Annotated in this window: 23 protein-coding genes; 16 read left to right on the forward strand and 7 right to left on the reverse strand. The window is 68.1% G+C overall.

Annotated elements, in window-relative coordinates; genetic code table 11:
* Nucleotides 1-24: 24 nt before the first annotated feature.
* Together A3AG_RS0127770 and A3AG_RS0127775 are read right to left on the reverse strand one after the other, a co-directional pair.
* A complete protein-coding gene (locus tag A3AG_RS0127770) occupies nucleotides 25-1233 on the reverse strand; it encodes an acetyl-CoA C-acetyltransferase (protein WP_018008554.1) in 1209 nt (402 codons plus the stop codon).
* Between the two features lie 40 nt (nucleotides 1234-1273).
* A complete protein-coding gene (locus tag A3AG_RS0127775) occupies nucleotides 1274-2578 on the reverse strand; it encodes an acetyl-CoA hydrolase/transferase family protein (RefSeq protein ID WP_026164521.1) in 1305 nt (434 codons plus the stop codon).
* Between the two features lie 70 nt (nucleotides 2579-2648).
* Between A3AG_RS0127775 and A3AG_RS34130 the strand changes: the two genes are divergently transcribed.
* From A3AG_RS34130 to A3AG_RS0127815, 8 genes are all read left to right on the forward strand, one after another.
* Entirely contained in the window at nucleotides 2649-2852 is a 204-nt protein-coding gene (locus A3AG_RS34130; RefSeq protein ID WP_145987520.1) for a hypothetical protein, read from the forward strand.
* A gap of 51 nt (nucleotides 2853-2903) precedes the next feature.
* Entirely contained in the window at nucleotides 2904-4070 is a 1167-nt protein-coding gene (locus A3AG_RS0127785) for an acyl-CoA dehydrogenase family protein (RefSeq protein WP_018008557.1), read from the forward strand.
* A gap of 162 nt (nucleotides 4071-4232) precedes the next feature.
* A complete protein-coding gene (locus tag A3AG_RS0127790) occupies nucleotides 4233-4586 on the forward strand; it encodes a hypothetical protein (RefSeq protein ID WP_018008558.1) in 354 nt (117 codons plus the stop codon).
* A 98-nt stretch (nucleotides 4587-4684) separates the two neighbouring features.
* Nucleotides 4685-5902 carry a TolC family protein gene (locus A3AG_RS0127795; RefSeq protein WP_018008559.1) on the forward strand — a complete coding sequence of 406 codons (1218 nt, stop codon included), beginning with the start codon at nucleotides 4685-4687 and terminating at the stop codon, nucleotides 5900-5902.
* Entirely contained in the window at nucleotides 5899-6468 is a 570-nt protein-coding gene (locus tag A3AG_RS0127800; protein WP_018008560.1) for a hypothetical protein, read from the forward strand. Before A3AG_RS0127795 ends, A3AG_RS0127800 begins: the two co-directional genes overlap by 4 nt.
* Nucleotides 6468-7586, forward strand: a complete 1119-nt coding sequence (locus A3AG_RS0127805) for an efflux RND transporter periplasmic adaptor subunit (protein ID WP_018008561.1) — start codon at nucleotides 6468-6470, stop codon at nucleotides 7584-7586. Before A3AG_RS0127800 ends, A3AG_RS0127805 begins: the two co-directional genes overlap by 1 nt.
* Nucleotides 7587-7595: 9 nt before the next feature.
* Complete coding sequence (locus tag A3AG_RS0127810; protein WP_018008562.1) at nucleotides 7596-10700, forward strand: efflux RND transporter permease subunit; 3105 nt, start codon at nucleotides 7596-7598, stop codon at nucleotides 10698-10700.
* A 52-nt stretch (nucleotides 10701-10752) separates the two neighbouring features.
* Nucleotides 10753-11139, forward strand: a complete 387-nt coding sequence (locus A3AG_RS0127815) for a hypothetical protein (protein WP_018008563.1) — start codon at nucleotides 10753-10755, stop codon at nucleotides 11137-11139.
* Between the two features lie 62 nt (nucleotides 11140-11201).
* Here A3AG_RS0127815 and A3AG_RS0127820 read toward each other — a convergent pair whose 3' ends face one another.
* Both A3AG_RS0127820 and A3AG_RS0127825 read right to left on the reverse strand, forming a co-directional pair.
* A complete protein-coding gene (locus tag A3AG_RS0127820) occupies nucleotides 11202-12380 on the reverse strand; it encodes a chromate transporter (protein WP_018008564.1) in 1179 nt (392 codons plus the stop codon).
* A 50-nt stretch (nucleotides 12381-12430) separates the two neighbouring features.
* On the reverse strand, nucleotides 12431-13393 hold the full coding sequence (locus A3AG_RS0127825) for a chromate resistance protein ChrB domain-containing protein (RefSeq protein WP_026164523.1): 963 nt from the start codon (nucleotides 13391-13393) through the stop codon (nucleotides 12431-12433).
* A gap of 187 nt (nucleotides 13394-13580) precedes the next feature.
* Here A3AG_RS0127825 and A3AG_RS0127835 point away from each other — a divergent pair, with 187 nt between their 5' ends.
* The 3 genes from A3AG_RS0127835 (at nucleotide 13581) to yedA (ending at nucleotide 15933) form a co-directional block, all read left to right on the forward strand.
* Nucleotides 13581-14465 (forward strand): SDR family NAD(P)-dependent oxidoreductase, encoded by an 885-nt coding sequence (locus A3AG_RS0127835; protein WP_018008567.1) that lies wholly within the window; start codon nucleotides 13581-13583, stop codon nucleotides 14463-14465.
* 189 nt (nucleotides 14466-14654) lie between these two features.
* A complete protein-coding gene (locus A3AG_RS0127840) occupies nucleotides 14655-14840 on the forward strand; it encodes a hypothetical protein (protein WP_018008568.1) in 186 nt (61 codons plus the stop codon).
* Between the two features lie 217 nt (nucleotides 14841-15057).
* Nucleotides 15058-15933, forward strand: coding sequence for a drug/metabolite exporter YedA (gene yedA, locus A3AG_RS0127845; protein ID WP_018008569.1), 876 nt, complete (start codon nucleotides 15058-15060; stop codon nucleotides 15931-15933).
* 21 nt (nucleotides 15934-15954) lie between these two features.
* Here yedA and A3AG_RS0127850 read toward each other — a convergent pair whose 3' ends face one another.
* The 3 genes from A3AG_RS0127850 to A3AG_RS0127860 form a co-directional block, all read right to left on the reverse strand.
* A complete protein-coding gene (locus tag A3AG_RS0127850) occupies nucleotides 15955-16647 on the reverse strand; it encodes a GntR family transcriptional regulator (protein ID WP_018008570.1) in 693 nt (230 codons plus the stop codon).
* A gap of 129 nt (nucleotides 16648-16776) precedes the next feature.
* Nucleotides 16777-18390, reverse strand: a complete 1614-nt coding sequence (locus A3AG_RS0127855; RefSeq protein ID WP_018008571.1) for an OpgD/OpgG family glucan biosynthesis protein — start codon at nucleotides 18388-18390, stop codon at nucleotides 16777-16779.
* A gap of 228 nt (nucleotides 18391-18618) precedes the next feature.
* Complete coding sequence (locus tag A3AG_RS0127860; protein WP_018008572.1) at nucleotides 18619-19383, reverse strand: TerC family protein; 765 nt, start codon at nucleotides 19381-19383, stop codon at nucleotides 18619-18621.
* 187 nt (nucleotides 19384-19570) lie between these two features.
* Here A3AG_RS0127860 and A3AG_RS0127865 point away from each other — a divergent pair, with 187 nt between their 5' ends.
* The 5 genes from A3AG_RS0127865 (at nucleotide 19571) to A3AG_RS0127885 (ending at nucleotide 25608) form a co-directional block, all read left to right on the forward strand.
* Nucleotides 19571-20548, forward strand: coding sequence for a 2-dehydropantoate 2-reductase (locus tag A3AG_RS0127865; protein WP_018008573.1), 978 nt, complete (start codon nucleotides 19571-19573; stop codon nucleotides 20546-20548).
* A gap of 268 nt (nucleotides 20549-20816) precedes the next feature.
* A complete protein-coding gene (locus A3AG_RS0127870) occupies nucleotides 20817-21536 on the forward strand; it encodes a GntR family transcriptional regulator (RefSeq protein WP_018008574.1) in 720 nt (239 codons plus the stop codon).
* 313 nt (nucleotides 21537-21849) lie between these two features.
* Entirely contained in the window at nucleotides 21850-23082 is a 1233-nt protein-coding gene (frc, locus tag A3AG_RS0127875) for a formyl-CoA transferase (RefSeq protein WP_018008575.1), read from the forward strand.
* 146 nt (nucleotides 23083-23228) lie between these two features.
* Nucleotides 23229-24011, forward strand: coding sequence for a fumarylacetoacetate hydrolase family protein (locus A3AG_RS0127880; RefSeq protein ID WP_018008576.1), 783 nt, complete (start codon nucleotides 23229-23231; stop codon nucleotides 24009-24011).
* Between the two features lie 37 nt (nucleotides 24012-24048).
* A complete protein-coding gene (locus tag A3AG_RS0127885; RefSeq protein ID WP_018008577.1) occupies nucleotides 24049-25608 on the forward strand; it encodes a Re/Si-specific NAD(P)(+) transhydrogenase subunit alpha in 1560 nt (519 codons plus the stop codon).
* Nucleotide 25609: the final 1 nt, after the last annotated feature.

Raw genomic sequence — 25609 nt, forward strand, 5'->3', positions numbered from 1 at the left:
GCCGGGGCCGCCGCCGCTGCGGCATCAATAGCGTTCGAACACCGCGGCAATGCCCTGGCCGCCGCCGATGCACATGGTTTCCAGACCGAAGCGGCCGCCGCGGCGCTGCAGTTCATGCAGCAGCGTGGCCAGGATGCGCACGCCGGTGGCGCCGATCGGATGGCCCAGCGAGATCCCCGAGCCATTGACGTTGAGCTTGTGCTCGATCGCGTCCTGGTCCTGCCAGTCCCAGCCCTTGAGCACGGCCAGCACCTGGCAGGCGAAAGCCTCGTTCAGTTCGACCAGGTCCATCTGCTCCAGCGTCAGGTTCAGGCGCGCCAGCAGCTTCTTCACCGCCGGCACCGGGCCGATGCCCATGTGCGAGGGCTCGCAGCCGGCAGCGGCCCAGCCCACCAGCGAGGCCATCGGGGTCAGGCCGAGTTCGGCGAGCTTGTCCTCGGCGACGATCAGGCACGCGGCCGAGGCATCGTTCTGCTGGCTCGCGTTGCCCGCGGTGACGGTGCCGTTGGGCATCAGCACGCGCAGGCTGGCCAGGCTCTCGAGCGTGGTCTGCGGGCGGAAGCCCTCATCGCGCGTAAATGCCACCGGTTCGCCCTTGCGCTGCGGCACCTGCACCGGCACGATCTCGTCGTCGAAGCGCCCGGCCTCCCACGCCGCCGCGGCGCGCTGGTGGCTGCGCACGGCAAAGGCATCGGCGTCCTCGCGGCTGATGCCGTAGTCGCGCGCCAGGTTCTCGGCGGTCTCGATCATGCCGGAGATCTTGCCGAAGCGCTCCACCGGCTGCGAGCGTTCACGCCCGCGGTCGAGACGGTCGAAGAAGCGCACGTTGCCGGAGCGCGCGCCCCAGCGCATGTCGGTGGTGTAGTACTCGATATTGCTCATGCTCTCGACGCCGCCGGCGATCACCACGTCGGCGGCGCCGCTCTGCACCATCATTGCCGCGGTGACGATGGCCTGCAGCCCGCCGCCGCAGCGGCGATCCAGCTGCATGCCCGGCACTTCAACCGGCAGTCCGGCCTGCAGCGCAGCCCAGCGGCCCACGCACGGCACTTCGCTGTTGGCGTAGGACTGGGCGAAGACGACGTCGTCGATGCGCGCGGGATCGATGCCGCTGCGCTCGACCACGGCGCGCACCGCGGTCGCGGCCAGTTCCTCGACCGGAACCGGGCGCAGGCTGCCGCCGAAGGTGCCGACGGGGGTGCGAAGGGGAGTGACGATTGCAGCTCTGCGCATGGAAGTCTCCTTGGAATTCGGGATCGGGTGAACCATCAAGTTAGTCGGTGGGCGCCGTCCCGGGAAGGGCGACGAAGGCCGCGCCGCACTGGCGCAGCAGCGCATGGGCCTGGCGCTCCAGGCCGGCGCGGTGTTCGGGGGCAGCGATGTCCAGCATGCGGCGCACGCGCTGCGACAGGGTCTGGCCGCGCAGGTCGGCCACGCCATGCTCGGTAACGATCAGGCCGGCATCGGCGCGCGGCGTGCTGACCGGGCCGGACAATTGCGCGACGACGCGGCTCGCCCCTTTGGCGGTGGCGGGCAGGGCCACGATCGGCAGGCCGCCGCGGCTGCGCGCGGCGCCGCGCAGGAAATCCACCGCGCCGCCGACGGCGCCGACATAGGCGCCCGCGGCGACTTCGGCATTGACCTGGCCGGTCAGGTCGACCTCGATCGCCGAATTGATCGCGGTCAGCTTGTCGACGCTGGCGAGCACTTCGGGATGGTGGGTGTAGGCGGTTTCGCGCAGCTGCAGCCGCGGATTGCGATGGGCCCAGCGCCGCAGCCGCTCGCTGCCCATCAGGATGCCGCCAATGCCGATGCCGGTATCGATGCTCTTGCGTGCGTTGGTCAGCACGCCGGCCTCGGCCAGCGCGGCAACGCCGTCGCCGACCGCGCCGCTGTGCAGCCCCAGGTCGCGGCGGTCATGCAGTGCCGCCACCACCGCTTCGGGCAGGTTGCCGATGCCCATCTGCAGCGTCGCGCCATCCTCCACCCAGCGGGCGATATGGCCGGCAATGGCCTGTTCGGCCGGACCGGCAGCGCTGCGCTCCAGGCTGATGGGCGGGTACAGCGCCTCGACCCGCAGGTCGATCTGGCCGGCGGAGAGATAGCGGCTGCCGTGGGTCCACGGCACTTCCGGGTTCACTTCGGCAATGATCACGCGGGCGCGGTCGAGCGCGGCGGGGATGTACTCGTGCACGAGGCCCAGGCTGTGACGCCCTTGTTCGTCGGCGGGCGAGACCTGCACCAGCACCACGTCCGCGCGCAGCGTGCCGTGCCGGATCAGTCCCGGCAGGTGCGAATAATGGCTCGGCACGATGTCTAGTACGCCCGCGCTGGCCAGCCGGCGGTGCGGCCCGCTGGCGGCATAGCCGAAGAAGTCGATCACATCGGCCTGGTCGGGCTGCAGCGTGTCCGACTGGCCGATGCCGACGAAGACGCTGAAGCGCCCGCCGCGCGCGATGGCATGGCGGTGTGCGACCAGCGCGCGCGTCAGTGTCAGCGGCTCGGCGGTGGCTTGCCCCCACCAGAGGTGGTCGCCGGGGCGGATCAGGGTTTGCAGTCGGGAGGCCAGGTCGTGCATGTCCACGGGGAAAAACGTTGGGCGGGCCCGCGGCCGGAACTCAGCCGGCCCGCGCCGGATAGCCCGAAGCATGTCGCCAAAGCCGCGTGAGCGCTATTTGACAATGCCAATGGCCGGCTTCGGCGATGGCGAAAATGGCGGCTCGGCGCTGGCTGCGCGGGACTTAAGCCGCGTGGAAGGCGCGCTTTCGGAATCGCTGATTGTCCCGCGGGCCGAACGCCGCGACCATTGCGGCTATCACGCGGCGTCGGCCATCCGCCACGCCGCCGCATAGATTGCCAAATACCCGACCGCCACAGACACAGACTGACTGCAAGGCAGCGCCATGATCGAACAGACCCTATCGAACAATTTCCACGACATCCGCGATGCCATCCGTGCGCTGTGCGCGGAGTTTCCCGACGAGTATTTCCGCAAGGTCGATGAACAGCGCGCCTATCCCGAGGCCTTCGTCAATGCGCTGACCGCGGCGGGCTGGCTGGCGGCGCTGATTCCGCAGGAATACGGCGGCTCCGGCCTGGGCCTGACCGAAGCCTCGGTCATCATGGAAGAGATCAACCGTTGCGGCGGCAATTCCGGCGCCTGCCATGGCCAGATGTACAACATGGGCACGCTGCTGCGGCACGGCTCCCGGGCGCAGAAGGAAAAGTACCTGCCGAAGATCGCCTCGGGCGAATGGCGCCTGCAGTCGATGGGCGTGACCGAGCCCACCACGGGCACCGACACTACCAAGATCAAGACCTCTGCGGTGAAGAAGGACGGGCGCTATGTCGTCAACGGCCAGAAGGTCTGGATCAGCCGCGTGCAGCACAGCGACTTCATGATCCTGCTGGCGCGCACCACGCCGCTGGCCGAGGTCAGGAAGAAGAGCGAGGGCATGTCGATCTTCATGGTCGACCTGCACGAGGCGCAGAAGCAGGGCCTGACGGTGCGCCCCATCCCCAATATGGTCAACCACGAGACCAACGAACTGTTCTTCGAGGACCTGGAAATCCCCGAGGAGAACCTGATCGGCGAGGAGGGCAAGGGCTTCAAGTACATCCTGGATGGCCTCAATGCCGAGCGCACGCTGATCGCCGCCGAGTGCATCGGCGACGGCTACTGGTTCATGGACCGGGTCACGAAGTACGTGAAGGAGCGCGAAGTCTTCGGCCGCCCCATCGGCCAGAACCAGGGCGTGCAGTTCCCCATCGCCGAGTCCTTCATCGAACTCGAGGCGGCCAACCTGATGCGCTGGAAGGCCTGCGAGCTGTTCGACAAGCACGAGTCCATGGGCGCGCAGGCCAATATGGCCAAGTACCTGGCGGCCAAGGCCAGCTGGGAGGCCGGCAACGCCTGCCTGCAGTTCCACGGCGGTTTCGGCTTTGCCTGCGAATACGATGTCGAGCGCAAGTTCCGCGAGACGCGCCTGTACCAGGTGGCGCCGATCTCGACCAACCTGATCTACTCCTTCGTCGCCGAACACGTGCTGGGGCTGCCGCGCTCGTTCTGAGCGGCGTGGCATCAGGGCCGACTGGCTTGCCTGCGCGCCTGCCCGGTGCGAACGGAGTTCCCGGCCTGCCCGCGTGCCGGCAATGCGTTTTCGGGCGACGCTTACGGCATCCGGCGCCACGTTCTCGCTCCGTTGCCGGCAGCTCGGGTAGAATCCCGCCCTATGTCGCGCATGATTGCCTTGCTCCTGATGCTGATCCTGCCGCTGCAGGCGTTGGCCGCAGCGCAGCGGCAGCTCGCGCACACGGCCGGCTTGCCGCCGGACCACATGGCCGCGCACGCCGGGCACATTCCGCATCACCATGATGAGGATGGCGAAATCGCCTTCGACGATTCCGCGGCCTCGGCTTCGCACCAGCTCGACTTCGACTACGGCACCCACTTCCAGGCGCCATTGCCGGCCGGCATGGTGCCACCGCTGACGCTGCAGACGCAGCGCGAGCCGTCGTTCGTCGGCAGTCGCATCCCTGACCCGGGCCGCAGTCCCCCGTTACGCCCCCCTCACGCGCCCGCCTGACGGCGGGGCACTGATCTGCTGATTGCCTGCCGTGGCGCAATGCCTTGCGCCGCGCCCCGCCGCATTGCCTGTTTGTTGCAATCTGCGTTGGGGATTCCATGCACAAGTTCTTCATCTCCGTGGTGGCGTTGGCGTTGCTGATGCCCGCGGCCCATGGCCAGTCCGCGCCGGCCGATCTGCGCGCGCTGTTCGATGCCGCCTGGGAGCGCTCCGTCGCCTTCCAGGCCACCGAGGGGCGGCGCCTGGAGGCGGCGGCGAGCCGGGTCCAGGCCGACGCGCTGATCGCGGGGCCGCCCACGCTCGGCCTGCTGCACCGTGACGACCGCTGGACCGAACGGCGCGGCCTGCGCGAGAGCGAGGTCCAGCTGGGCGTGCCGGTGTGGCTGCCGGGCCAGCGCGCGGCGCGCGGCGAGCTGGCCGACGCCCACGCGGCCGAGGCCGAGGCCGGCGCCGCGCTGGCGCGGCTGAATCTGGCCGCGGAAGTGCGCGAGCGCGTCTGGCAACTGGCCGCCGCGGAAGGCGAGCGCGAGGTGATGCGGCGCCGCGCCGGCATCGCCGCGTCGCTGCGCGACGATGTGCGCCGGCGCGTCAACGCCGGCGACCTTGCACGCACCGACCTGCTGCTGGCGCAGCAGGATGACCTGGCGGCACAGGGCCTGCTTGCCGACAGCGAGGCCCGCGTGGTCGAGGCGAAGGCGCGGCTGCTGCAGGCCACCGGCGTCTCCGCGCTGCCGTCGCGGTACGACGAAACGGCGGCGCCGGCGGCAGACCCCGGCGCCCATGCCGCGAGCCATCCGCGCCTGCAAGCGGTGCAACAGGCCGTGCTGCGCGGCGAACGCCAGCTGGGCTACCTGCGCAAATCGCGCCGCGACCCGCCGGAAGTCGGCGTGATGTACCGCAACGACCGCGCCGGCGGCGGCATGCCCGGCGACCAGACCGTCGGCCTGTTCGTCAGGATCCCGTTCGCCACGGACGCGCGCAACCTGCCGCGCGAAACCGCTGCGCAGACCGAGTTGATGACGGCGCGTGCCGAACTCGCGCGCACCGAACGCATTGTGCGCGCCGAGATCGACGCGGCGCAGGCCGCGCTGCGGCTGGCCGGGCAGCAGCTCGGTCTCATGCAAGAACGCAGCGCCACGCTGTCAGAACGGGCGGCGCTGCTGCGCAAGACCTTCGATGCCGGCGAGATCGGCTTGCCGGAAGTGCTGCGCGCACAGAACCAGGCGCTGGAAGCCGAGGCCGACCTCGTGCGCCAGCGTGCTCGCCACGGCATCGCCATTGCTACCCTGAACCAGGCGCTCGGAATCCTGCCATGATCCGCCAGTTGTTTCTTACCCTGTTCCTGTCGCTCGCGCTCGCGGGGCCGGCGGCGCACGCCGGCCCCGGTGCCCACGGCCCCAATGGCGAGCACCTGGACGCGCCCTCCGCCAGCGGCGCGGCGGCACACGCCCAGCCGACCATCGAAGCCCAGACGGAGGCATTCGAACTGGTCGGCACCCTCGCCACGGACGAGTTCTCGGTCATGGTCGACCGCTACGTCACCAACGAGCCGGTGCTCGACGGCACGCTCGAGCTCGAGTTCAACGGTATCAAGGCCCGGGGCAAGCTGCACGCCGATGCCGGCGACTATGCCTTCACCGACGACAAACTGCTGCAGGCGTTGCGCCGGCCCGGCCAGCATGCGCTGGTGTTTACGCTCGTCACCGGCAACGAGTCGGACCTGATCGAGGGCACCCTGAACGTTGCCGCGGACGAACACGACCGCGGCCTGGCGTGGTGGCAGGCGCGCTGGCCATGGCTGGTCCTGCTTGCGGCGGTCGTGGCGGCTGCGGTCTGGGGCGTGAAGCGCCGCGTTGGCAAAAGCAACGGAGGCACGGCGTGATGAAGACCACCAACGTCGCAACCCTGATCATCGCACTGGCCGTTTGGGCAACCATGCCGGAGCTGGCCGGACCCGGCGCGCATGGACCGAATGGCGAACACCTCGACGCACCGGGCGCGGTGTCGGGCAGTGGCCTGGCCCGGCTGCCCGACGGCAGCGTCCAGGTGCCCAAGCTGGCCCAGCGCCGCATGGGCATACGGACCGCGATGCCGCAGCCGGCCGTGCATCCCCTGACCGTTGAACTGAACGCCGTGGTGGCGATCGATCCGAACGCGGGCGGGCGCCTGCAGGCGGGCCATCCCGGCTGGATCGAACCGCCGCCGGGCGGCTTCCCGGTGCTGGGGCAGCGCGTCAGCAAGGGCCAGGTACTGGCCGTGCTGCGCCACAAGAGCGAGCCCTTCGACATCGGCAACCAGCAGGCGCAGTTCGCCAACCTCAGCGCCAGCCTGAAGCTGGCCCGGCAGCGGCTGCAGCGGCTGGAGTCGCTGACGGACAGCATTCCGCGCAAGGAAATCGAAGCGGCCCGCGCCGAGGTCCAGAGCCTGTCCGGCCAGCGCGATGCGGTGGGCAAGAGCCTGCACCAGACCGACACGCTGACCGCGCCGGCCAGCGGCGTGATCGCCAGCGCCAATGTGCTGGCAGGGCAGGTGGTTGCCGCCGGGGACGTGCTGTACGAGGTGGTCGATCCGGCCCGCCTGCTGATCGAGGCCAGCAGCGCGGACAGTTCGCTGGCCAACCGGATCACGGGCGGTGCCCTGGCCGGCGGCACCGGCGGCAAGCTGGAATTTGTCGGCGCCGGCCGCAGCCTGAAGAACGGCGCGGTGCCGCTGACGTTCCGGCTGGGCGGCAACGACGTGCCGCTGGCCGTCGGCCAGCCCGTGACCGTGGTCGCGACGCTGAGCGATACCGTGCGCGGCATCGCGCTGCCGAGCGAGGCGCTGGTGCGCAACGCCAGCAACCTGCCGGTGGTGTGGATCAAGTCCGGCACGCAGCGCTTTATCGCGCAGCCGGTCGAGGCGCGCGTGCTCGATGCGCGCACCGTGGTCGTGGTCCGCGGACTGTCGCCGGAGAACCGGGTGGTGGTGTCCGGCGCGGCGCTGATCAACCAGATCCGCTAAGGGGCGCGCATGTTCAACTGGATCGTTCGCGCCAGCCTGGGCAACCGGCTGCTGGTACTGGCCTTCGCGCTGATCCTGATGGTCTACGGCGGGCTCACCGCCTGGCGCACGCCGGTCGATGTGTTCCCGGACCTGAACAAGCCGCTGGTGACGGTGATCACCGAAGCGGGCGGCATGGCGCCGCAGGAAGTCGAGCTGCTGGTGTCGTTCCCGATCGAGACCGCGCTGAACGGCATGCCCGGCGTCACGCGGGTGCGCTCGGTGTCCGGCGTCGGCCTGTCCATCGTCTACGCCGAGTTCGACTGGGGCAGCGATATCTACCGCAACCGCCAGCTGGTGTCGGAGCGGCTGGCGCTGGTGAAGGAGCAGTTGCCGGGCGGGCTCACGCCCATCCTCGGGCCGGTCTCGTCGATCATGGGCGAGATCATGCTGATCGCCTTGCCGATCGATCCGGCCCGCGCCAGCCCGATGCAGGCGCGCGAGTATGCCGACTTCGTGCTGCGGCCGCGGCTGCTGTCGGTGCCCGGCGTGTCGCAGGTGATCCCGATCGGCGGCGAGGTGCGGCAACTGCGGGTCGAGCCCGATACCGCGCGCATGGCGCAGTTCGGCGTGGCGCTGGCACAGGTGCAGGGTGCCTTGCGCGACTTCGCCGCCAATACCAGTGGCGGCTTCATCGACCTCAACGGCCGCGAATACCTGATCCGCAACCTCGGCCGCACCAACCGGATCGACGACCTCAAGGGCGTTGCGGTTGCCTACAAGGACGGCATGCCGGTGCTGCTGGAGCAGGTGGCCAGTGTGCGCTACGCCGCGGCGCTCAAGCGCGGCGATGCCGGCTTCAACGGCAAGCCCGCGGTGATCGTCAGCGTGCAGAAGCAGCCCGCCGCCGACACGGTGCGCCTGACGCGCGACCTGGAAGCCGCGCTGGGCGAACTGAAACAGGGGCTGCCGCAGGGCCTGTCCGCGCCGCAGGTGCTGTTCCGACAGGCCGACTTCATCGAGGCCTCGATCGGCAACGTGGTCGAGGCGCTGCGCGACGGCGCCATCATGGTGATGGTGATCCTGTTCGCGTTCCTGCTGAGTGCGCGCACCACGGCGATTTCGCTGGTGGCGATACCGCTGTCGCTGGCCGTCTCCGCGCTGGCCTTCCACCTGCTGGGCCAGTCGATCAACGTGATGACGCTGGGTGGCCTGGCCATCGCCATCGGCGAACTGGTCGACGATGCCATCGTCGACGTCGAGAACATCCAGCGCCGGCTGCGGCAACGCGCCGCGATGGACCACCCGCCGCCGGTCCTGGAGACCATCTGGCGGGCCTCGGTCGAAGTGCGCTCCGGCATCGTCTATGCCACGCTGGTGGTGGTGCTGGTGTTCGTGCCGCTGTTTGCGCTGCCGGGCATCGAGGGGCGGCTGTTCGCGCCGCTGGGGATCGCCTACATCGTGTCGATCCTGGCATCGATGCTGGTGTCGATGACGGTGACGCCCGTGCTGTCGTACTACCTGCTGCCGCGGATGAAGCGGCTCGAGCATCCGGACAGCCCGCTGGTGGCGTGGCTCAAGCGCGTCGATGCCCGCATCCTGGACTGGTCCTTCCCACGCGCCAGGGCGGTGCTGTCGGTCGCCGCCGTTGCAGTGGTGCTGGCCGCCGCCACCGTGCCGTGGCTGCCGCGCGCCTTCCTGCCGGGCTTCAACGAGGGCTCGATGGTGATGTCGCTGATGCTCAATCCCGGCACCTCGCTGGCCGAAGCCAACCGCATCGGCGCGCTGGCGGAAACGCTGATCCGGCAGGTGCCCGAAGTCACACGGGTGGGCCGCCGGACCGGCCGCGCCGAACTCGACGAACATGCGGAAGGCGTGCATGCCTCCGAGATCGACATCGACCTGAAGCCCTCCGCGCGCAGCCGGGAACAGGTCATGGCCGCGATCCGCGCGCAGCTTGCCGGCCTGCCGGCGTCGGTGGCGATCGGCCAGCCGATTTCGCACCGGCTGGATCACCTGTTGTCCGGCGTGCGCGCGCAGATCGCGCTGAAGATCTATGGCGACGACCTCGATACGCTGCGTGGCCTGGCGGAGAACGTGCGCGGGCGCCTGGCGGCGATCCCGGGCCTGGTCGATATCACGGTCGAGCGCCAGGTGCTGATTCCGCAGGTCAATGTGCGGCTCGACTACCGCAAGGCCGCGCAATATGGCATTGCGGCCGGCGAGGCGCTGAAGGCGCTGCAGACCTTGTCCGACGGCACGCGGGTCACGCAGCTGATCGACGGCGTGCGCCGTCACGACCTGGTGGTGCGCCTGCCCGATGCCGGCCGCACGCCGCAGGACCTGTCACGCATCATGCTGGACTCGCCGCGCGGGGCGGTGCCGTTGTCGGCGATCGCCAGCGTGGAAGAGGGCGACGGCCCCAACCAGATCGGGCGCGAGAACGGCCGGCGCCGCATCGTGGTCTACGCCAATACCGACGGCTCCGACATGGCGGAAATCGTTGGCGCGGTGCGCGGCGCGGCGGCACGTGCCGGACTGCCCGGCGGCTACTTCGTCAGCATCGAGGGCCAGTTCCAGGCCCAGGAGCAGGCCACGCGCCGCATCGTGCTGCTGTCGCTGGTCTCGCTGGCGCTGATCTACCTGGTGCTCTACTCGCGCTACCGCTCCGCGATCCTGGCGCTGGTGATCATGGCCAATATCCCGTTCGCCCTGATCGGCAGCGTGATCGCGATGTGGCTGGCGGGGCTGAGCCTGTCGGTGGCGTCGATGGTCGGCTTCATCACGCTGACCGGCATTGCCACGCGCAACGGCATCCTGAAGGTCAGCCACTACCTCAACCTGTGCCGCTTCGAAGGCGAGACCTTCGGCATCCCGATGATCGTGCGCGGCTCGCTGGAGCGGCTGACGCCGGTGCTGATGACCGCGCTGGTCGCGGCGTTCGCGCTGGTGCCCTTGCTGGTATCGGCCGATGCGCCGGGCAAGGAGATCCTGCATCCGGTCGCGGTCGTGATCTTCGGCGGGCTGATCAGTTCGACCCTGCTTGATTCCATGCTGACGCCGCTGGCATTCTGGCTGTTCGGGCGCCGCCCGCTGCAGCGCATCCTGTCGCGGCAGCAGGAGGACACGTATTGATTCAGGGCCTTGGCAGCGGCGCCCGCAAGCCGCTGCAGCAACGGAGTATGCGATGAAGAAACAGATCTCGGCCATGGTGCTGGCCGGCAGCCTCGCACTGGGCGGGCTTTGCGGCCAGGCCATGGCGCACGGCGCCAGGCCGGCGCAATACGGCGGCATCGTCCAGACCGCGAGCGACCTGCAGTTCGAACTGGTCAACCGGGATGGCGCGGTGACGATTTATGTCGACGACCATGACAAGAAGCTGCCCGTGGCCGGCGCCAGCGGCAAGCTCACGGTGCTGACCGGCACCCGCAAGACCGAAACCGCGCTGAACCCGGGCGCGGACAATGCGCTGGTCGCGGCCGACAAGCTGCAACTGCAGGCGGGCTCCAAGCTGGTCGCGACGATCCGGTTTGCCGACGGCAAGACCGTGACGGCGCGCTTCGTGGCGAAGTAATTGGCGGGCCGCTGCATGGCGAACCTGACAGGGCTGTTGCCGGAGTCGCGGCGCAGTCCTGCTCAGGCGCGCAGCACCGGATAAATCGCCAGGCCGATCAACGCGGCCCCGGCGATGAGGACCGGCTCCGGCAGCTTCCTGAACCTGAGCAGCAGCGCAATCGTGGCCAGCGCCAGCAGCGCGGTCGGCACATCCACGATCGAGCGCCTGGCCAGCACGAATACCGCGCCGGTGATGGCGCCGATCGCTGCCGCGGTGACGCCATCGACGAAGGCCAGGATGGCGGGCAGTTTTCCGTATTTCTTGAAGTAGGGCGCGGGCAGCACGGTGAACAGGTAGCACGGCAGGAACGTTGCCAGCGCCGCCACGCACGCGCCGGGCAGCCCGGCCACCAGATAGCCGATAAAGCCCACCGTGATCACCACCGGTCCGGGCGTGATCATGGCCACGGCGACCGCATCGACAAACTGCTTTTCATTGAGCCAGTGGTGCTCCGTCACCACGCCGCCGTAGAGGAAAGGCACGATGGCAAGGCCCGAGCCGAACACGAAGGCACCGGCCTTGGCAAAGAACAGGCCGATCTGGGTCAGCAACGGCCAGTCCAGCATGCTCGCAAGGCCGCCCGCTGCCGGAAGCTGCGCCGCGGCAAGCGCATTGGCGCCGCTCTGCCGCAGCCACCTTGGCGGCGCGCGCCAGAACCACGCCAGCACGCCGGCCGCGAGGAACAGCCAGGCGATTTCGGACTCGGTGACGATGGTCACCGCGGCCAGCGTCAGATAGATGGCCCACAGCAGCTTGTCCTTGCCCACGCTTTTCGTGGTCAGCTTATAGGCGCTGATGGCGATAATGCCGATCACGGCGGCGCCCACGCCATAGAACACCGATTGCATCCACGTCAAACCGCCAAAGCGGACGTAGGCCCAGCCCAGCGCCAGCACCATCAGGAACGATGGCAGCACGAAGGCAAGGCCGATCAGCGTGGCCCCGACGACCCGGTAGTGGACGTAGCCAAGGTAGATGGCAAGCTGCGCGGCCAGCGGCCCCGGCGCCAGCTGGGCCAGTGCCAGCCCTTCCTTGTAATCCCCCTCGGCGATCCAGGCGCGCCGCTCGACCAGGTCGCGGTGCATGTAGCCGGCCAGTGCGACGGGCCCGCCGAAGCCTAGTGTGCCAAGGCGCAGGAAATACACCACCAGCTGCCAAAGTGAGTAGGTGGGAGGTTCAGAGCGTTCCGGGGATGTCATGGCGGCTGCCTGCATGAGGCGCGTGGTGGTAGCGAAAAGAAGGGGGCAAGTCAGGACTTCCTGGTCGCCGAGAAGTGTGTGTATAGCGAATCCAGCACCGCGCCGGCTTCGGCCAGCACGGCATCATCGTCCTGCAGCCTGGCACGTGCCCCGGCCAGCATCGCCTCGAAGCCGCTCGCTTCGGCTACCGGGATTCCGCCGACGTCGAGCGCATGCACCATGGCCCCGAGCCGGGCGAGGCCACGGTCCGCATCCAGGCCGAAGCTCGCCATCAGGACTTCAAAGGTGACGCGCTCGCCGACATGCGTAAAGATCGCCCCGTCGAAATCGAAGCCGAGCGCATCCTCCGGGCAACTGGCCGGGCTGTCGAGCCACAGGAAGCGTGCATGGGGATCGATGAAGCGCTGGATCAGCCAGGCGCTTGCGACCCGATCCACCCACAGATGGCGGCGCGTGGCCCAGAGCCGCCCCTGATACTGCGCCGGATCCCGGCGCGCAATGGTGCGCGCCCGCGCCCGGGGTTCATCCGGAGACTGGATGATCTCGATGGCGCGGCTGAAGTCGTTCCATTGGGCTTCGGCACGGCTCGAGGCTTCGTCCGGGAAGAAGTCGATCGCGCGGATCGCCTCGTAGGCGCGCCGATGGCGCCGATGCAGCCGGTTGAGTTCGTTACTCCCCTGGCCGGACAAGGACTGGCGCGCGTCCGAGATGGCCGCCTGCAGTTCGGCATAGTCCGCGCTGCGGTCAAACAGCCGCCGCAAGGCGCTGTCTTCCGCCGCATCGGTCGCATGGACGTTCAGGAGCCAGGCCTGGCCGCCTTCTTCCCTGGCCTCGCGGGCGAGGTCGCGCAACTGGCAAATCTGCACCTCGCCCGCGGGCAGCAGATAGGCGCCGTCACGCAGCGCGGCGCAACCGATGGTCCGGACCGCGCGCCAGATCCGCATCCTGGCGGTGGCGCCGGACGTCGGCAGCGTGACGATCAGCAGGGCCCAGTGGTTGGTAAGCGCGGTCATGCTGCGCATGGTAGAGCCCTGTAGCCCGCACTTCAACGATGTAGAGATCTCTACAGCTGTGCCTGGATCGGCATATGGACGACATGGAAATCGTGCGCGCCGCGGGCCGGACTGCCGTTGTCCGCATCCGGGAAATGCCGGTTTATCATCGACAGCGCCACCCATAACGACTGACGCAGGAGGAGCCATGGACCGCCGCAAACTCATTCTGAACGGTGCGCAACTGGGTGCGGGGCTGGTCATGGCGCCGCTGCTGACCGTCGCTACCGTGATGGCGCAATCCCCATCCAGTCCCAAGAAGGATTCCGCCATGACGCCCGCTCAACGAAGCGCCGGCCGAAGGTCCCGCATCTTCATCACCGGTTCGTCCGATGGTCTCGGCCATGCCGCGGCCCGGACACTGCTCGGCGGCGGGCATGAGGTCGTGGTGCACGTTCGCTCCCAGGCGCGGCTGCCCGCCGTCAGCGGGCTGGTGGAGCAGGGTGCCATCGCAACCATCGGCGATCTTTCCCACCTGGAGCAGACACGGGATCTGGCCCGGCAGGTCAACGCCATTGGCCCGATGGACGCGGTGATCCACAACGCGGGAATCCTGTCCGGGCCCGAAGTCCTGGTTGTCAACGTCGTCGCGCCGTACCTGCTCACGGCACTGATCCGGCGCCCCAGGCGGCTGATCTACCTGAGCAGCAGCATGCACAAGGGTGGCCGGGCGACGCTTGACGGCATCGACTGGTCCGGGCGTACCGGGACAGCTGGCTATTCGGAAAGCAAGCTGTTCATCACGACCCTGGCGGCAGCCGTGGCGCGGCTGTGGCCCGACGTGTACAGCAATGCAGTCGATCCGGGCTGGGTTCCCACCAAGATGGGTGGTGCCAATGCGCCAGACGACCTTCGACTGGGACATCTGACCCAGGAGTGGCTGGCGACCAGCAACGATCCGCGGGCGCTGACCAGCGGAGGGTATTGGTACCACCAACGGCTGCAGGAGCCGCACGCCGTCGTCCGCAACACGCAATTCCAAAATCGGTTGCTGAGCGAGCTGGCCCGCGTGACAGGAACAAGACTGGGCTGAGGCCAGCGATCCGGCGCTCGAGCGTTCGGACATACGCATCAGCCGACACACAACCCAGGGAGAAGTAGTTCGTCCGGCACAGCTTGTGATGTCCCAGCATACGTACTTTCACCTAATGCTGCATTGCGACAATTCTTTTGCTACAATCAGGGAAAACCCCATAAGGGTAATCCCGAAAGGAAGGACGCCATGAACACCCAATCCGATATCAAGCTGACCGATCAACTGGAACGCCAACTCATCGAGCGCGAGCTCGGCACGCAAAGCCTGGGCTTCGCCCACGACGTGAAGCGCGCCTTCGCCGCCGTGCAGTCGGTGATCGAGCGCCTGCAGAGCCAGGCCCGCAAGGCCAAGGTGGTCTACGCCAACGGCTGATCGCTGGCACCAGCAGTACGGTAGTTGCGGCCCTTCCGGGCTGCGTTGAAAAACCGGCCATACGTGCGCCCGCCCCGGGTGAACGCGGCCGGTTTTGCTTTGCCGGCGATGTTGGAGTGCTTTGTGAGCAACTCTCACAAGACTTGCCAGCGCTTTTCGTTTTGCCGCCGCGGCGCTCAGGGCTATCTTGGATGCCTTTCCGGAATCCCTTGCGCCCATGTCTCCGCTTGTGCTGCTGTGCCTGTTGATCACGTATGTGGTCTGGGGCACGACCTACCTGGCAATCCGCTTTACGCTGGAGAGCTTTCCGCCGCTGTTCATGATGGGCACGCGCTTCCTGTGCGCGGGCCTGCTGCTGGCCGCGTGGCTGGCCTGGCGCGGCACGCCGATGCCGTCGGCGCGGCAATTGCGCCATTGCGCGGTGCCGGCGCTGTTCCTGCTGGTGGGCGGCATGGGCCTGACGGCCATTGCGGAGCAGACCATTTCCTCTGGCGCGACCACGGTGATGATCGGGTCGATGCCGATCTTCGCGCTGATCTGGGGCGCGTGCTTCGGCAACCGGCCAAAGTGGTATGAATATGTGGCGATCGCCATCGGCAGCACCGGCATCCTGGTGCTGACCGCGGGCGCGGAATTCCGGGTCAGTACCGGCGGCGTGGTGGCGCTGCTGCTGGCGGTGGCGAGCTGGTCTTTCGGCTCCCAACTGGCGCGCCGGCTGGACCTGCCGCCGGGGGCGGCGGCGTTTGCCGCGGAGATGGTGATCGGCGGCGCGGTGCTGATGGCGCTGTCGCTGCTGCGCCAGGAGCCGTGGCCGGCATCGGTCAGCGCGCAGGCTGGCTGGGCCTGGGTCTACCTGGTGGTGGCGGGGTCGCTGGTGGCATTCTCCGCTTACATGTACCTGGTCTCGACGGTCAGTCAGACTCTGGCGGCGAGCTATGTCTACGTGAACCCGCCGGTGGCGCTGGCCATGGGCGCATGGCTGGGCGGCGAACAGATCGCGCCGCAAACACTTGGGGCGGTGGTGCTGATCCTGGCGGCGCTGCTCGTGTTGAGCCTGGGCACGCTGCGCACGGCGCGGACCCAGGCGGCCTGACGGAACCGCGCGGGCGCTGCCTCAGCTGCCCGACTGCTCCTGGATCCACAACGACAGCCGCACCTTGTAGGCCTGCTGGATATGCCGGCGCGCGATCTGCTCGGCCAGCGTCGGATCGCGCTGTTCCAGCGCTTCCACCAGCGAGATGTGTTCTTCGTACGAGCTGCGCGCGCGCCCCGGCACCGCCAGCGTGGTGCGCCCGAGCAGCGCCATGGATTCGTGCAGCGAGCGCAGCGTCTTCAGCAGGTAGCGGTTGTGGGCGCAGCGGTGCAGGGTTTCATGGAACAGCCGGTTGTTCAGGGCGAGCCGGTCGGGGTCGTCGGCGATGGCGAGGTCGCGCTCGACGATATCGCGCAGCAGCGAGATCTCGACGTCGGTGGCATGGCGCGCGGCCAGCGCGGCGGCGGTGCCTTCCAGCACTTCGCGCATCACGTACAGCTCGCTGACCATGCTGGCGTCGAGCTGCGTCACCATCATGCCGCGATTGGGCTCGTTGACGACCAGGCCCTCGGATTCCAGCCTGGACAGCGCTTCGCGCACCGGCGTGCGCGACAACCCCAGGGTTTCGGCCAGTTCGACCTCGCGCAGCCGGGTGCCGGGGGAAAGCTGGCCGGCCTGGATGGCGGCGCGCAGCTGCTGGTAGGCGCGCTCCGAGCGCGGGAGCGATGCAGCCTGGCCGCTTTCGGCGGCGCCGGCGAACTCTTGAGAAATCATGTGAGGCTGGCGGATGCAGTGGAACTGTCGTAGCCAGCCATCATACCCGCTCGCGCGCGCCTGACATCACGGTGTCGCAATAAGCTGTAAAGGGGCTGGCCCGGCGCCAGCGCCGCACGGACGGGGGCGTCAGCCCGCCGGCGACTGGAACGGGTGGTACTGGTACAGCCAGGTTTCCGACAGCGGCTTGCCGTTCAGGCGCAGGAACAGCCGCAGGTCGACCGGCTGGGTGCCATCGGTGGTCAGGTCGAACTGGGCACGCCAGTGCCCGGCCACGCCGTTGGGCACGGCTTCGGTGAAGACGTAGGAAAAGGTGCCGCGCGAGGCGGTCAGCACCGCTTCGGGTTTGACGCCGAAAGGCAGCTTTTCCAGCGGCGCGCCCTTGAACTCGACCATGAACTTGCGCACACCCCTGGGCCGCGGCTGGCCCGGCTGGCCGCCGTTGCCCAGGCGCGTGGCGACGCAGCGCGCCAGCGGCGACGGGTAAGGCTCGTCGGCGGCCCAGTGCAGCCGGTAGCGCAGGCGGTAGGTGTTGCCGGCCTTGGCCGGCGCCTTGGGCACCCACATGGCGACGATGTTGTCGTGGATCTCGTCGTCGGTGCGCAGCTCCACCAGCTGTACCGCGCCGGCGCCCCAGCCATCGCGCGGCTCCACCCACAAACTCGGACGGCGCTCGTAGTTGACGCCGTCCTGGTAGTGGTCGAACAGGCGGTCTCGCTGCAGCAGCCCGAAGCCCTTCGGGTTGTCGTCGGCGAAGGCCGAGGCGGTGGTCTGCGGCGGGTTGTTGAGCGGGCGCCAGATATGCTCGCCGGCGCCGTTCCACAGCGCCAGGCCGTCGGAGTCGTGCACTTCGGGGCGCCAGTCGACCGCGGTGCCCTTGATGCTTTCGGAGAACCAGTACATCGAGGTCAGCGGCGCCAGCCCCAGCCGGGCCACGTCCTTGCGCAGGAACAGCACGCATTCGACATCCATGATCACGGCCTTGGCGCGCTGCATGACGAAGCGGTAGGCGCCAGAGATGCTCGGACCATCCAGTAGCGCGTAAACCGTGACGGTGTCGCTGTTGCCCTCGGGAGTCTCGAACCAGAAATGGGTGAAGGCCGGGAATTCTTCCTGCCTGCCCGCTTCGGCGACGTCGATGGCGATGCCGCGCGCGGACAGGCCGTACTGGTACAGCTCGCCGATGGCGCGGAAATACGAGGCGCCGAGGAAGGCCACCCAGTCGTTCTTGCGCCAGTCGCGCGTTTTCTGGTCGCCCAGGCGGCTTTCCTGGAAGCGGAAGCCGGCAAAGCCACTGCCCGGCGGCAGCTTGTGCGCGGGGCTGTCGGCCGGCATGTCGAAGTACGCATCGTCATAGACGATTTCGCGGGCCTTGCCGGTGCCACCCTTGGCGCGCTCGATCACATGCATGCGCACCGGGCTGCGGAAATAGGTGCCGAGGTGGAAGAACGTCACCGGGAACTGGCCCGGGCCGCTGGCAAAGAGCGCGTCGTCAGTGCGGAAGCGGATCTTGCCGTGGGCGTCGTAGTCGATGCGGGACAGCACCTCCGCGGGTGGCGCGGGCGGCGGCGCGTAAGGCTTGCCGGCCAGCGCGCGGGCGCGCTCGATCAGGGCGTCGAAGCCGAACGGCTGCGCCTCGCCCAGCTTGATCCGGCTGGCTGCCAGCACCGATGGGGTAATGCCGAGCGCGGCAAGCGCGGCAGAGGCGGTGGCGGAGACCAGCAGGGTTCGGCGATTCATCATGTGGTGAAAGCGTCCTTTTATTGTCCGGGATTGTGCAGAACTGTAAAAGACGCCGGCGCCGCGGAAAAGTTCGGACACCCTCTGTTACAGCGGGTGGCGCCGGCGCCTCAAGGCGCCTCAGGGGCCTCAGGGGCCTCAGGGGCCTCAGGGGCCTCAGGGGCCTCAGGGGCCTCAGGGGCCTCAGGGGCCTCAGGGGCCTCAGGGCGCCTCAGGGCGCCTCAGGGCGCCTCAGGGCGCCTCGCGCATCTCGCGCGCGGCGCGGCGCTGCCGGCGTCGTTGCCGCGCCAGCATGTTCAGCCCCTCGACCGAGGCCGAGAACGCCATCGCCGTATAGATGTAGCCCTTGGGCACGTGCGTGCCGAGGCCTTCGGCGATCAGCGTCATGCCGATCATCATCAGGAAGGCCAGCGCCAGCATCACGATGGTGGGGTTGCGGTTGATGAAGTTGGCCAGCGGCGTCGCCGCGAACAGCATTGCCATCACCGCCGCGATGACGGCCACGAACATGATCTGCACGTGTTCGGTCATGCCGACCGCGGTAATGATGCTGTCGATCGAGAACACCAGGTCCAGCACCAGGATCTGGCCGATGGCGGAAGCAAAGCTGTGCACCGCCTGGGCCGTGCCGCCTTCCTCGCCTTCCTCGGCGGCGGTGACGTGGTGATGGATTTCGCGCGTGGCCTTCCACACCAGGAAGGCGCCGCCCGCGATCAGGATCAGGTCGCGCCACGACAGGCCATGGCCCAGCACAGTGAAGAGCGGCTGGGTCAGCGTGACGATGAAGGCAATGGTCGCCAGCAGGCCCAGGCGCAGCAGCAGCGCCAGGCTGATGCCGATCTTGCGGGCCTTCTCCCGCATTTCCGCGGGCAGCTTGTTGGTCAGGATCGAAATGAAGATCAGGTTGTCGATCCCCAGCACGATTTCCATCGCCACCAGCGTGGCCAGTGCCGCCCACGCGGCGGGATCCTGCAGCAATGCCAACGTCGCTTCCATGAAGGCTCCGGAGTGATGGGAGGGCGCATGCAGGCTTCATGTTAGCGCAGCGCCGCTTGGGCGCGCAGCCCGTCACGGAAAGATAACGACATGCCGGCAAGGCATCGGTGCAGGTTGCCTTGCGCACTTATGAAATATAGTATGTGATATATCAAAAGATCCAATCGAGCCATCAAGGAGGCAGCATATGAAAGTCTGTATCTACGGCGCCGGGGCCATCGGCGGCTATGTCGGGGCACAGCTGGCGCGCGCAGGGGCCGAAGTCAGCTTCGTCGCGCGCGGACCCCACCTCGCGGCGATGCAGGAGCACGGCGTCAAGCTGCTGATCGACGGCGAGGAGCGGACCGCGAAGGTGCGCTGCACCAGCGATCCCCGTGAGCTCGGGCACCAGGACTATGTGTTCATCACCCTCAAGGCGCATTCGGTACCCGGCGTGGTGGACCAGATGCAGCCGCTGCTGGGGCCGGACACCGCGATCGTGACCGGCGTCAACGGCATTCCTTACTGGTACTTCTACAAGCACGGCGGCGAGCTGGCCGGGCGCACGCTCGAAAGCGTCGATCCGGGCGGGCGCCAGTGGCAACGCCTGGGTCCGGAGCGGGCCATCGGCTGCGTGGTCTATCCGGCCGCCGAAATCATCGCGCCAGGCGTGATCAAGCATGTCTACGGCAAGAAGTTCCCGCTGGGCGAGCCGGACGGCAGCCGCTCCGCGCGCGTGACCCGGCTCAGCGAAATGATGATGGCCGCCGATCTCGACGCCCCGGTGCGCGACAACATCCGCGACGAGATCTGGCTCAAGCTGTGGGGCAACCTGTGCTTCAACCCGATCAGCGCGCTGACCCATGCCACGCTCGACGTCATCACCGCCGACCCCGCCACGCGCGCGCTGTCGCGCCAGATGATGGTGGAGGCGCAGGGCATTGCCGAGCGCTTCGGCGTGAAGTTCCGCGTCGACGTGGAGCGGCGTATCGACGGCGCCGGCGCCGTGGGTGCCCACAAGACGTCGATGCTGCAGGACCTGGAGGCGGGCCGGGCCATGGAAATCGACCCGCTGCTGACGGTGGTGCAGGAAATGGGGCGGCTGGTGGGCGAGCCGACGCCGATGTGCGATGCGGTGCTCGGTTTGGTCAAGCAGCGCGACGCGATGGCGAAGCTTGCCGCCTGAGGCGCCGGGGGATGCCCTGCGGGTGGGGCGTCCCCAAGGCGCGAGCCGGGCATGCGACGTGACGCCGGCCCGGCTCGCGAAACGGGAAGGCAGGGCGATTGTGATATACCATATACGACAGGCCGCGCACCGCTTTTGTGCCGATGCATGTGGATTGCGCATCGTTTGATGCGTTTTCATAATGGGTCAGGCGTTTTTGCTAAGCTGTGCAGCAATGCGGCGGGCGCCATTCCGGCGCCCCGGCCGCCGGTCTCACACGAGCACATCCATGTCTGCGCAAAGCCAATCCATCGTCCAGCCCAACGGGCTGTCCCTGTCGGTACAACCGATCAACGCCGGCGCCAGCCTGCGCGACCAGGCTTACGCCATGCTGCGGCAGGCCATCGCCGACGCCGACATCTACCAGTCGCGTGACGAGATCCGGCTGGACGAGCGCGTGCTGAGCGAGGCCATGGGCGTCAGCCGCACGCCGATCCGCGAGGCCATGACGCTGCTGGAGCAGGAAGGCTTCCTGCGCACCGTGCCGCGGCGCGGCATCTACATCATGCGCAAGACCAAGCGCGAGATCGTCGAGATGATCCAGATGTGGGCCGCGCTCGAAAGCATGGCGGCCAGGCTGGCCACCGAGAACGCCACCGACGCCGAGATCGCACAGCTGCGCCGCATGTTCGACAGCTTCCGAGACTCGACCCCGGCCGAGCACATCGAAGAGTATTCGGACGCCAATATCGCGTTCCACCAGGCGATCGTGCAGCTGTCCAAGTCGCAGATCATCATGGACACGATCCGCAACATATTTATCCACGTGCGCGCGATCCGGAAGATGACGATCTCGCAGAGCGACCGCGCGGCGCGCTCCATCGTCGACCACCTGCGCATCATCGAGGCGCTGGAGAGGCGGGACACCGAACTGGCAGAGCGGCTGGTGCGGCAGCATTCCCTGGACCTCGCCGACTACGTCGAGAAACACTGCGATTTCCTGGACTGACACGGGCACCAGCCGGACGGATAAAGCGGCGGACTCAGGTCCGCCGCTTTGCTTTTTGGGGCCGTGAATGCATACGAAGGCCATTTCGCTAAATGGTGTGTGATATATCAATGTGAAAAGCGCCTGCGTCTTTATGCCGGTCCAGCAATGAAACCGTCCGCTTTTATACCCGCCGTAACTGATAGCGCCGGTGTGCTGCGTCGCATCGTCGATATTTGCGTCGGAAGCGCCAAACTCCTCTTGCTCTCTTCTGATATATCACATACCGTATGTCATCAGAGACTACTAATAGCGGAAGAGGAGACCCTTCGCAATGGAAACCAAAGCCCTGCAAGGTGTGCGCATCCTGGACATGACCCACGTCCAGGCAGGCCCGTCGGCGACGCAGTTGATGGCGTGGCTGGGCGCGGACGTGATCAAGGTGGAAATGCCGGGACGCGGCGACATCACGCGCAGCCAGCTGCGCGACGTGCCCAACGCCGACAGCCTGTACTTCACCATGCTCAACTCGAACAAGCGCAGCCTGACGCTGAACATGAAGACGCCCGAAGGCAAGGCGCTGCTCGAGGACCTGATCCAGCGCAGCGACGTGCTGATCGAGAACTTCGGCCCCGGCGTGCTGGCGCGCGCGGGCTTCGACTGGGACCACATGCAGGACCTGAACCCGCGCCTGGTCTACGCCTCGATCAAGGGCTTCGGCCCGGGCCCGTACGCCGACTGCAAGGCCTACGAGAACGTGGCGCAGTGCATGGGCGGCTCGGCTTCGACCACCGGCGAGGCCGACGGCGTGCCCACCGTGACCGGCGCGCAGATCGGCGACTCCGGCACCGGCGTGCATGCCGTGGTCGGCATCCTGGCCGCGCTGCTGCAGCGCGAGCACACCGGCCGCGGCCAGCGCGTGGAAGTGGCGATGCAGGACGCGGTGCTGAACCTGTGCCGGGTCAAGCTGCGCGACCAGCAGCGCCTGGCAAACGGACCGCTGCGTGAGTATCCCAACGAGGACTTCGGCGACCACGTGCCGCGCGCGGGCAATGCCTCGGGCGGCGGGCAGCCGGGCGCGGCGCTGCGGTGCGCGCCGGGCGGCCCCAACGACTACGTCTACGTCATCATCCAGCCGCAGGGCTGGGAGCCGCTGATGCGCCTGTGCGGGCGCGAGGACCTGATCACCAACCCGGACTACGCGACGCCCGAAGCGCGCCTCAAGCACCTGACCGACTGCTTCGCCGTGATCGAGAAATGGACGCGCGGCATCAGCAAGTTCGAGGTGATGGCGGCGCTGAACGAGGTCGATGTGCCGTGCGGTCCGATCCTGTCGATGAAGGACCTGATCGAGGACGAGTCGCTGTACCAGCGCGGCTACCTGGTCGAGCTCGAGCATCCGCAGCGCGGCAACTACGTGCAGCTGGGCTGCCCGATCACGCTGTCGGCCTCGCCGGTGCAGGTGGAACGCTCGCCGCTGCTGGGCGAGCACACCGAGGAGATCCTCGAGTGGCTGGGCCGCACCCCCGCGCAGATCGCCGCGATGAAGCTGGCCGGCGCGGTATGAGGCCGGCCTGACGCGATCGCCGCCGTCATTCCCGCCCGCGCGGGAACGACGGGCGCGGCGCCGTCCTGCTTTTCCTCCCTTTTCGAGATCCCTGCAACCGACATCGGCGCAGGCGGGCCTTCCTTTGCCTGCGCAAGGAGCATGCTGTGCAAACCTGGATTCGTTTTCGCCGCGCCGACGGCAGCGTCGGCCATGGCCGCATCGATGAGGCCGACCGCAACCGCGTGGTCGAATATGACCGCGACGGCTTCGACAATCCCAGCCCCACCGGCGCCGTGCATGACCGCGCCGCGCTGACCGTGGTCGCGCCGTGCGCGCCGGGCAAGGTGGTGGCGCTGTGGAACAACTTCCACGCGCTCGCGCGCAAACTGGAAAAACCGGTGCCGACGCACCCGCTGTTCCTGATCAAGCCGGCCTCGTCGCTGGCCGGTCCCAACGACGCCGTGCAGCGTCCCAGGAGCTACGACGGCAAGATCGTCTACGAGGGCGAGCTCGGCATCGTCATCGGCAAGAAGGCGCGCAACGTGACGGTGGCAGAGGCCGGCGCCCATATCTTCGGCTACACCATCGTCAACGACGTGACCGCGGCCGAGCTGATCACCGCCGATCCGAATTTCCCGCAATGGACCCGCGCCAAGGGCTTCGACACCTTCGGCTGCATCGGCCCGGCCATCGTCACCGGCTTCCCCTGGAAAACCGCCAGCGTGGTCACGCGGCTGGACGGGGTGGAGCGGCAGAACTACCCGCTGTCGGACATGATCTTCTCGCCCGAGGAGCAGGTCAGCCGGATCTCGCAGGACCTGACGCTGATGCCGGGCGACGTGATTGCCGTGGGCACCTCGCTGGGCGTGGGTTCGATGAAGGACGGCGCCGTGGTCGAGGTGTCGATCGCCGGCATCGGTTCGCTGGTCAACCACGTGCGCGGCTGAGCCGGCGCCAGATCCCTTTCCTGAAACGGTGAATGCCATGCCAATGACGATCGGTGTGCCGCGCGAGGTCCACCCGGGCGAGCGGCGCGTTGCCGCGACCCCGGACTCGGTCAAGGAACTGCTCAAGCTCGGCTATCAGGTGGTGGTGGAGACCGGTGCCGGCCTCGAGGCGTCGTTCTCGGACGACGACTACCGCGCCGCCGGCGCGGCCATTGTCGATGCGGCCAGCCTGTGGGCCTCGGTCGACGTGGTGGTCAAGGTGCGCCCGCCGCAGGTCCATCCCGGCCTGGGGGTGGAAGAGGCGGCGCTGCTGAAGAAGCATGCCACGCTGATCGGCTTTGTCTGGCCGGCGCAGCAGATGCCGATGCTCGAGCGCCTGGCGCAGCGCGGCGCCACGGTGCTGGCGATGGACTGCGTGCCGCGCATCTCGCGCGCGCAGAAGCTGGATGCGCTCAGCTCGATGGCCAACATGGCCGGCTACCGCGCGGTGATCGAAGCCGCGCACGCCTTCGGCAGGCCCTTCGCCGGGCAGATCACCGCCGCGGGCAAGATCCCGCCGGCGCGCGTGCTGGTGATCGGCGCCGGCGTGGCGGGGCTGGCGGCGATCGGCGCGGCGCGCAGCCTGGGCGCGGTGGTGCGCGCCTTCGATACGCGGCCGGTGGTGCGCCAGCAGATCGAGAGCCTGGGCGCGGAATTCCTCACCGTCGAGATCGAAGAGGACGGCAGCGGCAGCGGCGGCTACGCCAGGGAAATGAGCCCGGCCTTTATCGAAGCGGAGATGCGGCTCTTTGCCGAGCAGGCGCGCGAGGTCGACATCATCATCACCACCGCGCTGATCCCCGGCAAGCCCGCGCCCAGGCTGCTGGAGGCCGGCACCATCGGGCTGATGCGCGCCGGCAGCGTGGTGGTCGACCTGGCCGCGGAGCAGGGCGGCAACTGTGTGCTGACCGTGCCGGGCGAAAGCGTGCGCCGCGACGGCGTCACCATCATCGGCTACACCGACCTGCCCAGCCGCATGGCGGCGCAGGCGAGCCAGCTCTATGCCACCAATATCCGCCACCTGCTGAGCGAGCTGACGCCGGGCAAGGACGGCCAGCTGGTGGTGAACATGGACGACGAAATGATCCGCGGCGCGACCGTGCTGCACCAGGGCGCGGTGACCTGGCCCCCACCGCCGCTGACGGTGGCGGTGCCGCAGCAGCAGGCGCCGGCGGAGGTCCCGGCGCCGGCCGAAGCCGCGCCGGCGCGCCGCCGCACCGGCACGACGCTGATGGCACTGGTCCTGGCGGCCGCTGCGCTGCTGGGACTGGGCGCGGTCGCGCCACCGGCCTTCATGGCGCATTTCACGGTGTTCGTGCTGGCGATCTTCGTCGGCTACCAGGTGGTGTGGAACGTCACGGCGGCGCTGCACACGCCGCTGATGAGCGTGACCAATGCCATCAGCGGGATCATCGTGGTGGGGGCGCTGGTGCAGCTGGGCAAGCCCTCGCTGCTGACGGCGGTGATCGCGGGCTGCGCGGTGCTGGTGGCCACCATCAATATCGCCGGGGGCTTCCTGGTGACGCAGCGCATGCTGAAGATGTTCCAGCGCGACTAAG

The organism is Cupriavidus neocaledonicus, assembly GCF_000372525.1.
Lineage (GTDB): Bacteria > Pseudomonadota > Gammaproteobacteria > Burkholderiales > Burkholderiaceae > Cupriavidus > Cupriavidus neocaledonicus.

What these genes read in the sequence shown, in the direction of transcription:
- A3AG_RS0127770 (WP_018008554.1), bottom strand. Translation starts at nt 1,233, where the DNA reads ATGCGCAGAGCTGCAATCGTCACTCCCCTTCGCACCCCCGTCGGCACC.
- A3AG_RS0127775 (WP_026164521.1), bottom strand. Translation starts at nt 2,578, where the DNA reads ATGCACGACCTGGCCTCCCGACTGCAAACCCTGATCCGCCCCGGCGAC.
- A3AG_RS34130 (WP_145987520.1), top strand. Translation starts at nt 2,649, where the DNA reads ATGTCGCCAAAGCCGCGTGAGCGCTATTTGACAATGCCAATGGCCGGC.
- A3AG_RS0127785 (WP_018008557.1), top strand. Translation starts at nt 2,904, where the DNA reads ATGATCGAACAGACCCTATCGAACAATTTCCACGACATCCGCGATGCC.
- A3AG_RS0127790 (WP_018008558.1), top strand. Translation starts at nt 4,233, where the DNA reads ATGTCGCGCATGATTGCCTTGCTCCTGATGCTGATCCTGCCGCTGCAG.
- A3AG_RS0127795 (WP_018008559.1), top strand. Translation starts at nt 4,685, where the DNA reads ATGCACAAGTTCTTCATCTCCGTGGTGGCGTTGGCGTTGCTGATGCCC.
- A3AG_RS0127800 (WP_018008560.1), top strand. Translation starts at nt 5,899, where the DNA reads ATGATCCGCCAGTTGTTTCTTACCCTGTTCCTGTCGCTCGCGCTCGCG.
- A3AG_RS0127805 (WP_018008561.1), top strand. Translation starts at nt 6,468, where the DNA reads ATGAAGACCACCAACGTCGCAACCCTGATCATCGCACTGGCCGTTTGG.
- A3AG_RS0127810 (WP_018008562.1), top strand. Translation starts at nt 7,596, where the DNA reads ATGTTCAACTGGATCGTTCGCGCCAGCCTGGGCAACCGGCTGCTGGTA.
- A3AG_RS0127815 (WP_018008563.1), top strand. Translation starts at nt 10,753, where the DNA reads ATGAAGAAACAGATCTCGGCCATGGTGCTGGCCGGCAGCCTCGCACTG.
- A3AG_RS0127820 (WP_018008564.1), bottom strand. Translation starts at nt 12,380, where the DNA reads ATGACATCCCCGGAACGCTCTGAACCTCCCACCTACTCACTTTGGCAG.
- A3AG_RS0127825 (WP_026164523.1), bottom strand. Translation starts at nt 13,393, where the DNA reads ATGACCGCGCTTACCAACCACTGGGCCCTGCTGATCGTCACGCTGCCG.
- A3AG_RS0127835 (WP_018008567.1), top strand. Translation starts at nt 13,581, where the DNA reads ATGGACCGCCGCAAACTCATTCTGAACGGTGCGCAACTGGGTGCGGGG.
- A3AG_RS0127840 (WP_018008568.1), top strand. Translation starts at nt 14,655, where the DNA reads ATGAACACCCAATCCGATATCAAGCTGACCGATCAACTGGAACGCCAA.
- yedA (WP_018008569.1), top strand. Translation starts at nt 15,058, where the DNA reads ATGTCTCCGCTTGTGCTGCTGTGCCTGTTGATCACGTATGTGGTCTGG.
- A3AG_RS0127850 (WP_018008570.1), bottom strand. Translation starts at nt 16,647, where the DNA reads ATGATTTCTCAAGAGTTCGCCGGCGCCGCCGAAAGCGGCCAGGCTGCA.
- A3AG_RS0127855 (WP_018008571.1), bottom strand. Translation starts at nt 18,390, where the DNA reads ATGATGAATCGCCGAACCCTGCTGGTCTCCGCCACCGCCTCTGCCGCG.
- A3AG_RS0127860 (WP_018008572.1), bottom strand. Translation starts at nt 19,383, where the DNA reads ATGGAAGCGACGTTGGCATTGCTGCAGGATCCCGCCGCGTGGGCGGCA.
- A3AG_RS0127865 (WP_018008573.1), top strand. Translation starts at nt 19,571, where the DNA reads ATGAAAGTCTGTATCTACGGCGCCGGGGCCATCGGCGGCTATGTCGGG.
- A3AG_RS0127870 (WP_018008574.1), top strand. Translation starts at nt 20,817, where the DNA reads ATGTCTGCGCAAAGCCAATCCATCGTCCAGCCCAACGGGCTGTCCCTG.
- frc (WP_018008575.1), top strand. Translation starts at nt 21,850, where the DNA reads ATGGAAACCAAAGCCCTGCAAGGTGTGCGCATCCTGGACATGACCCAC.
- A3AG_RS0127885 (WP_018008577.1), top strand. Translation starts at nt 24,049, where the DNA reads ATGCCAATGACGATCGGTGTGCCGCGCGAGGTCCACCCGGGCGAGCGG.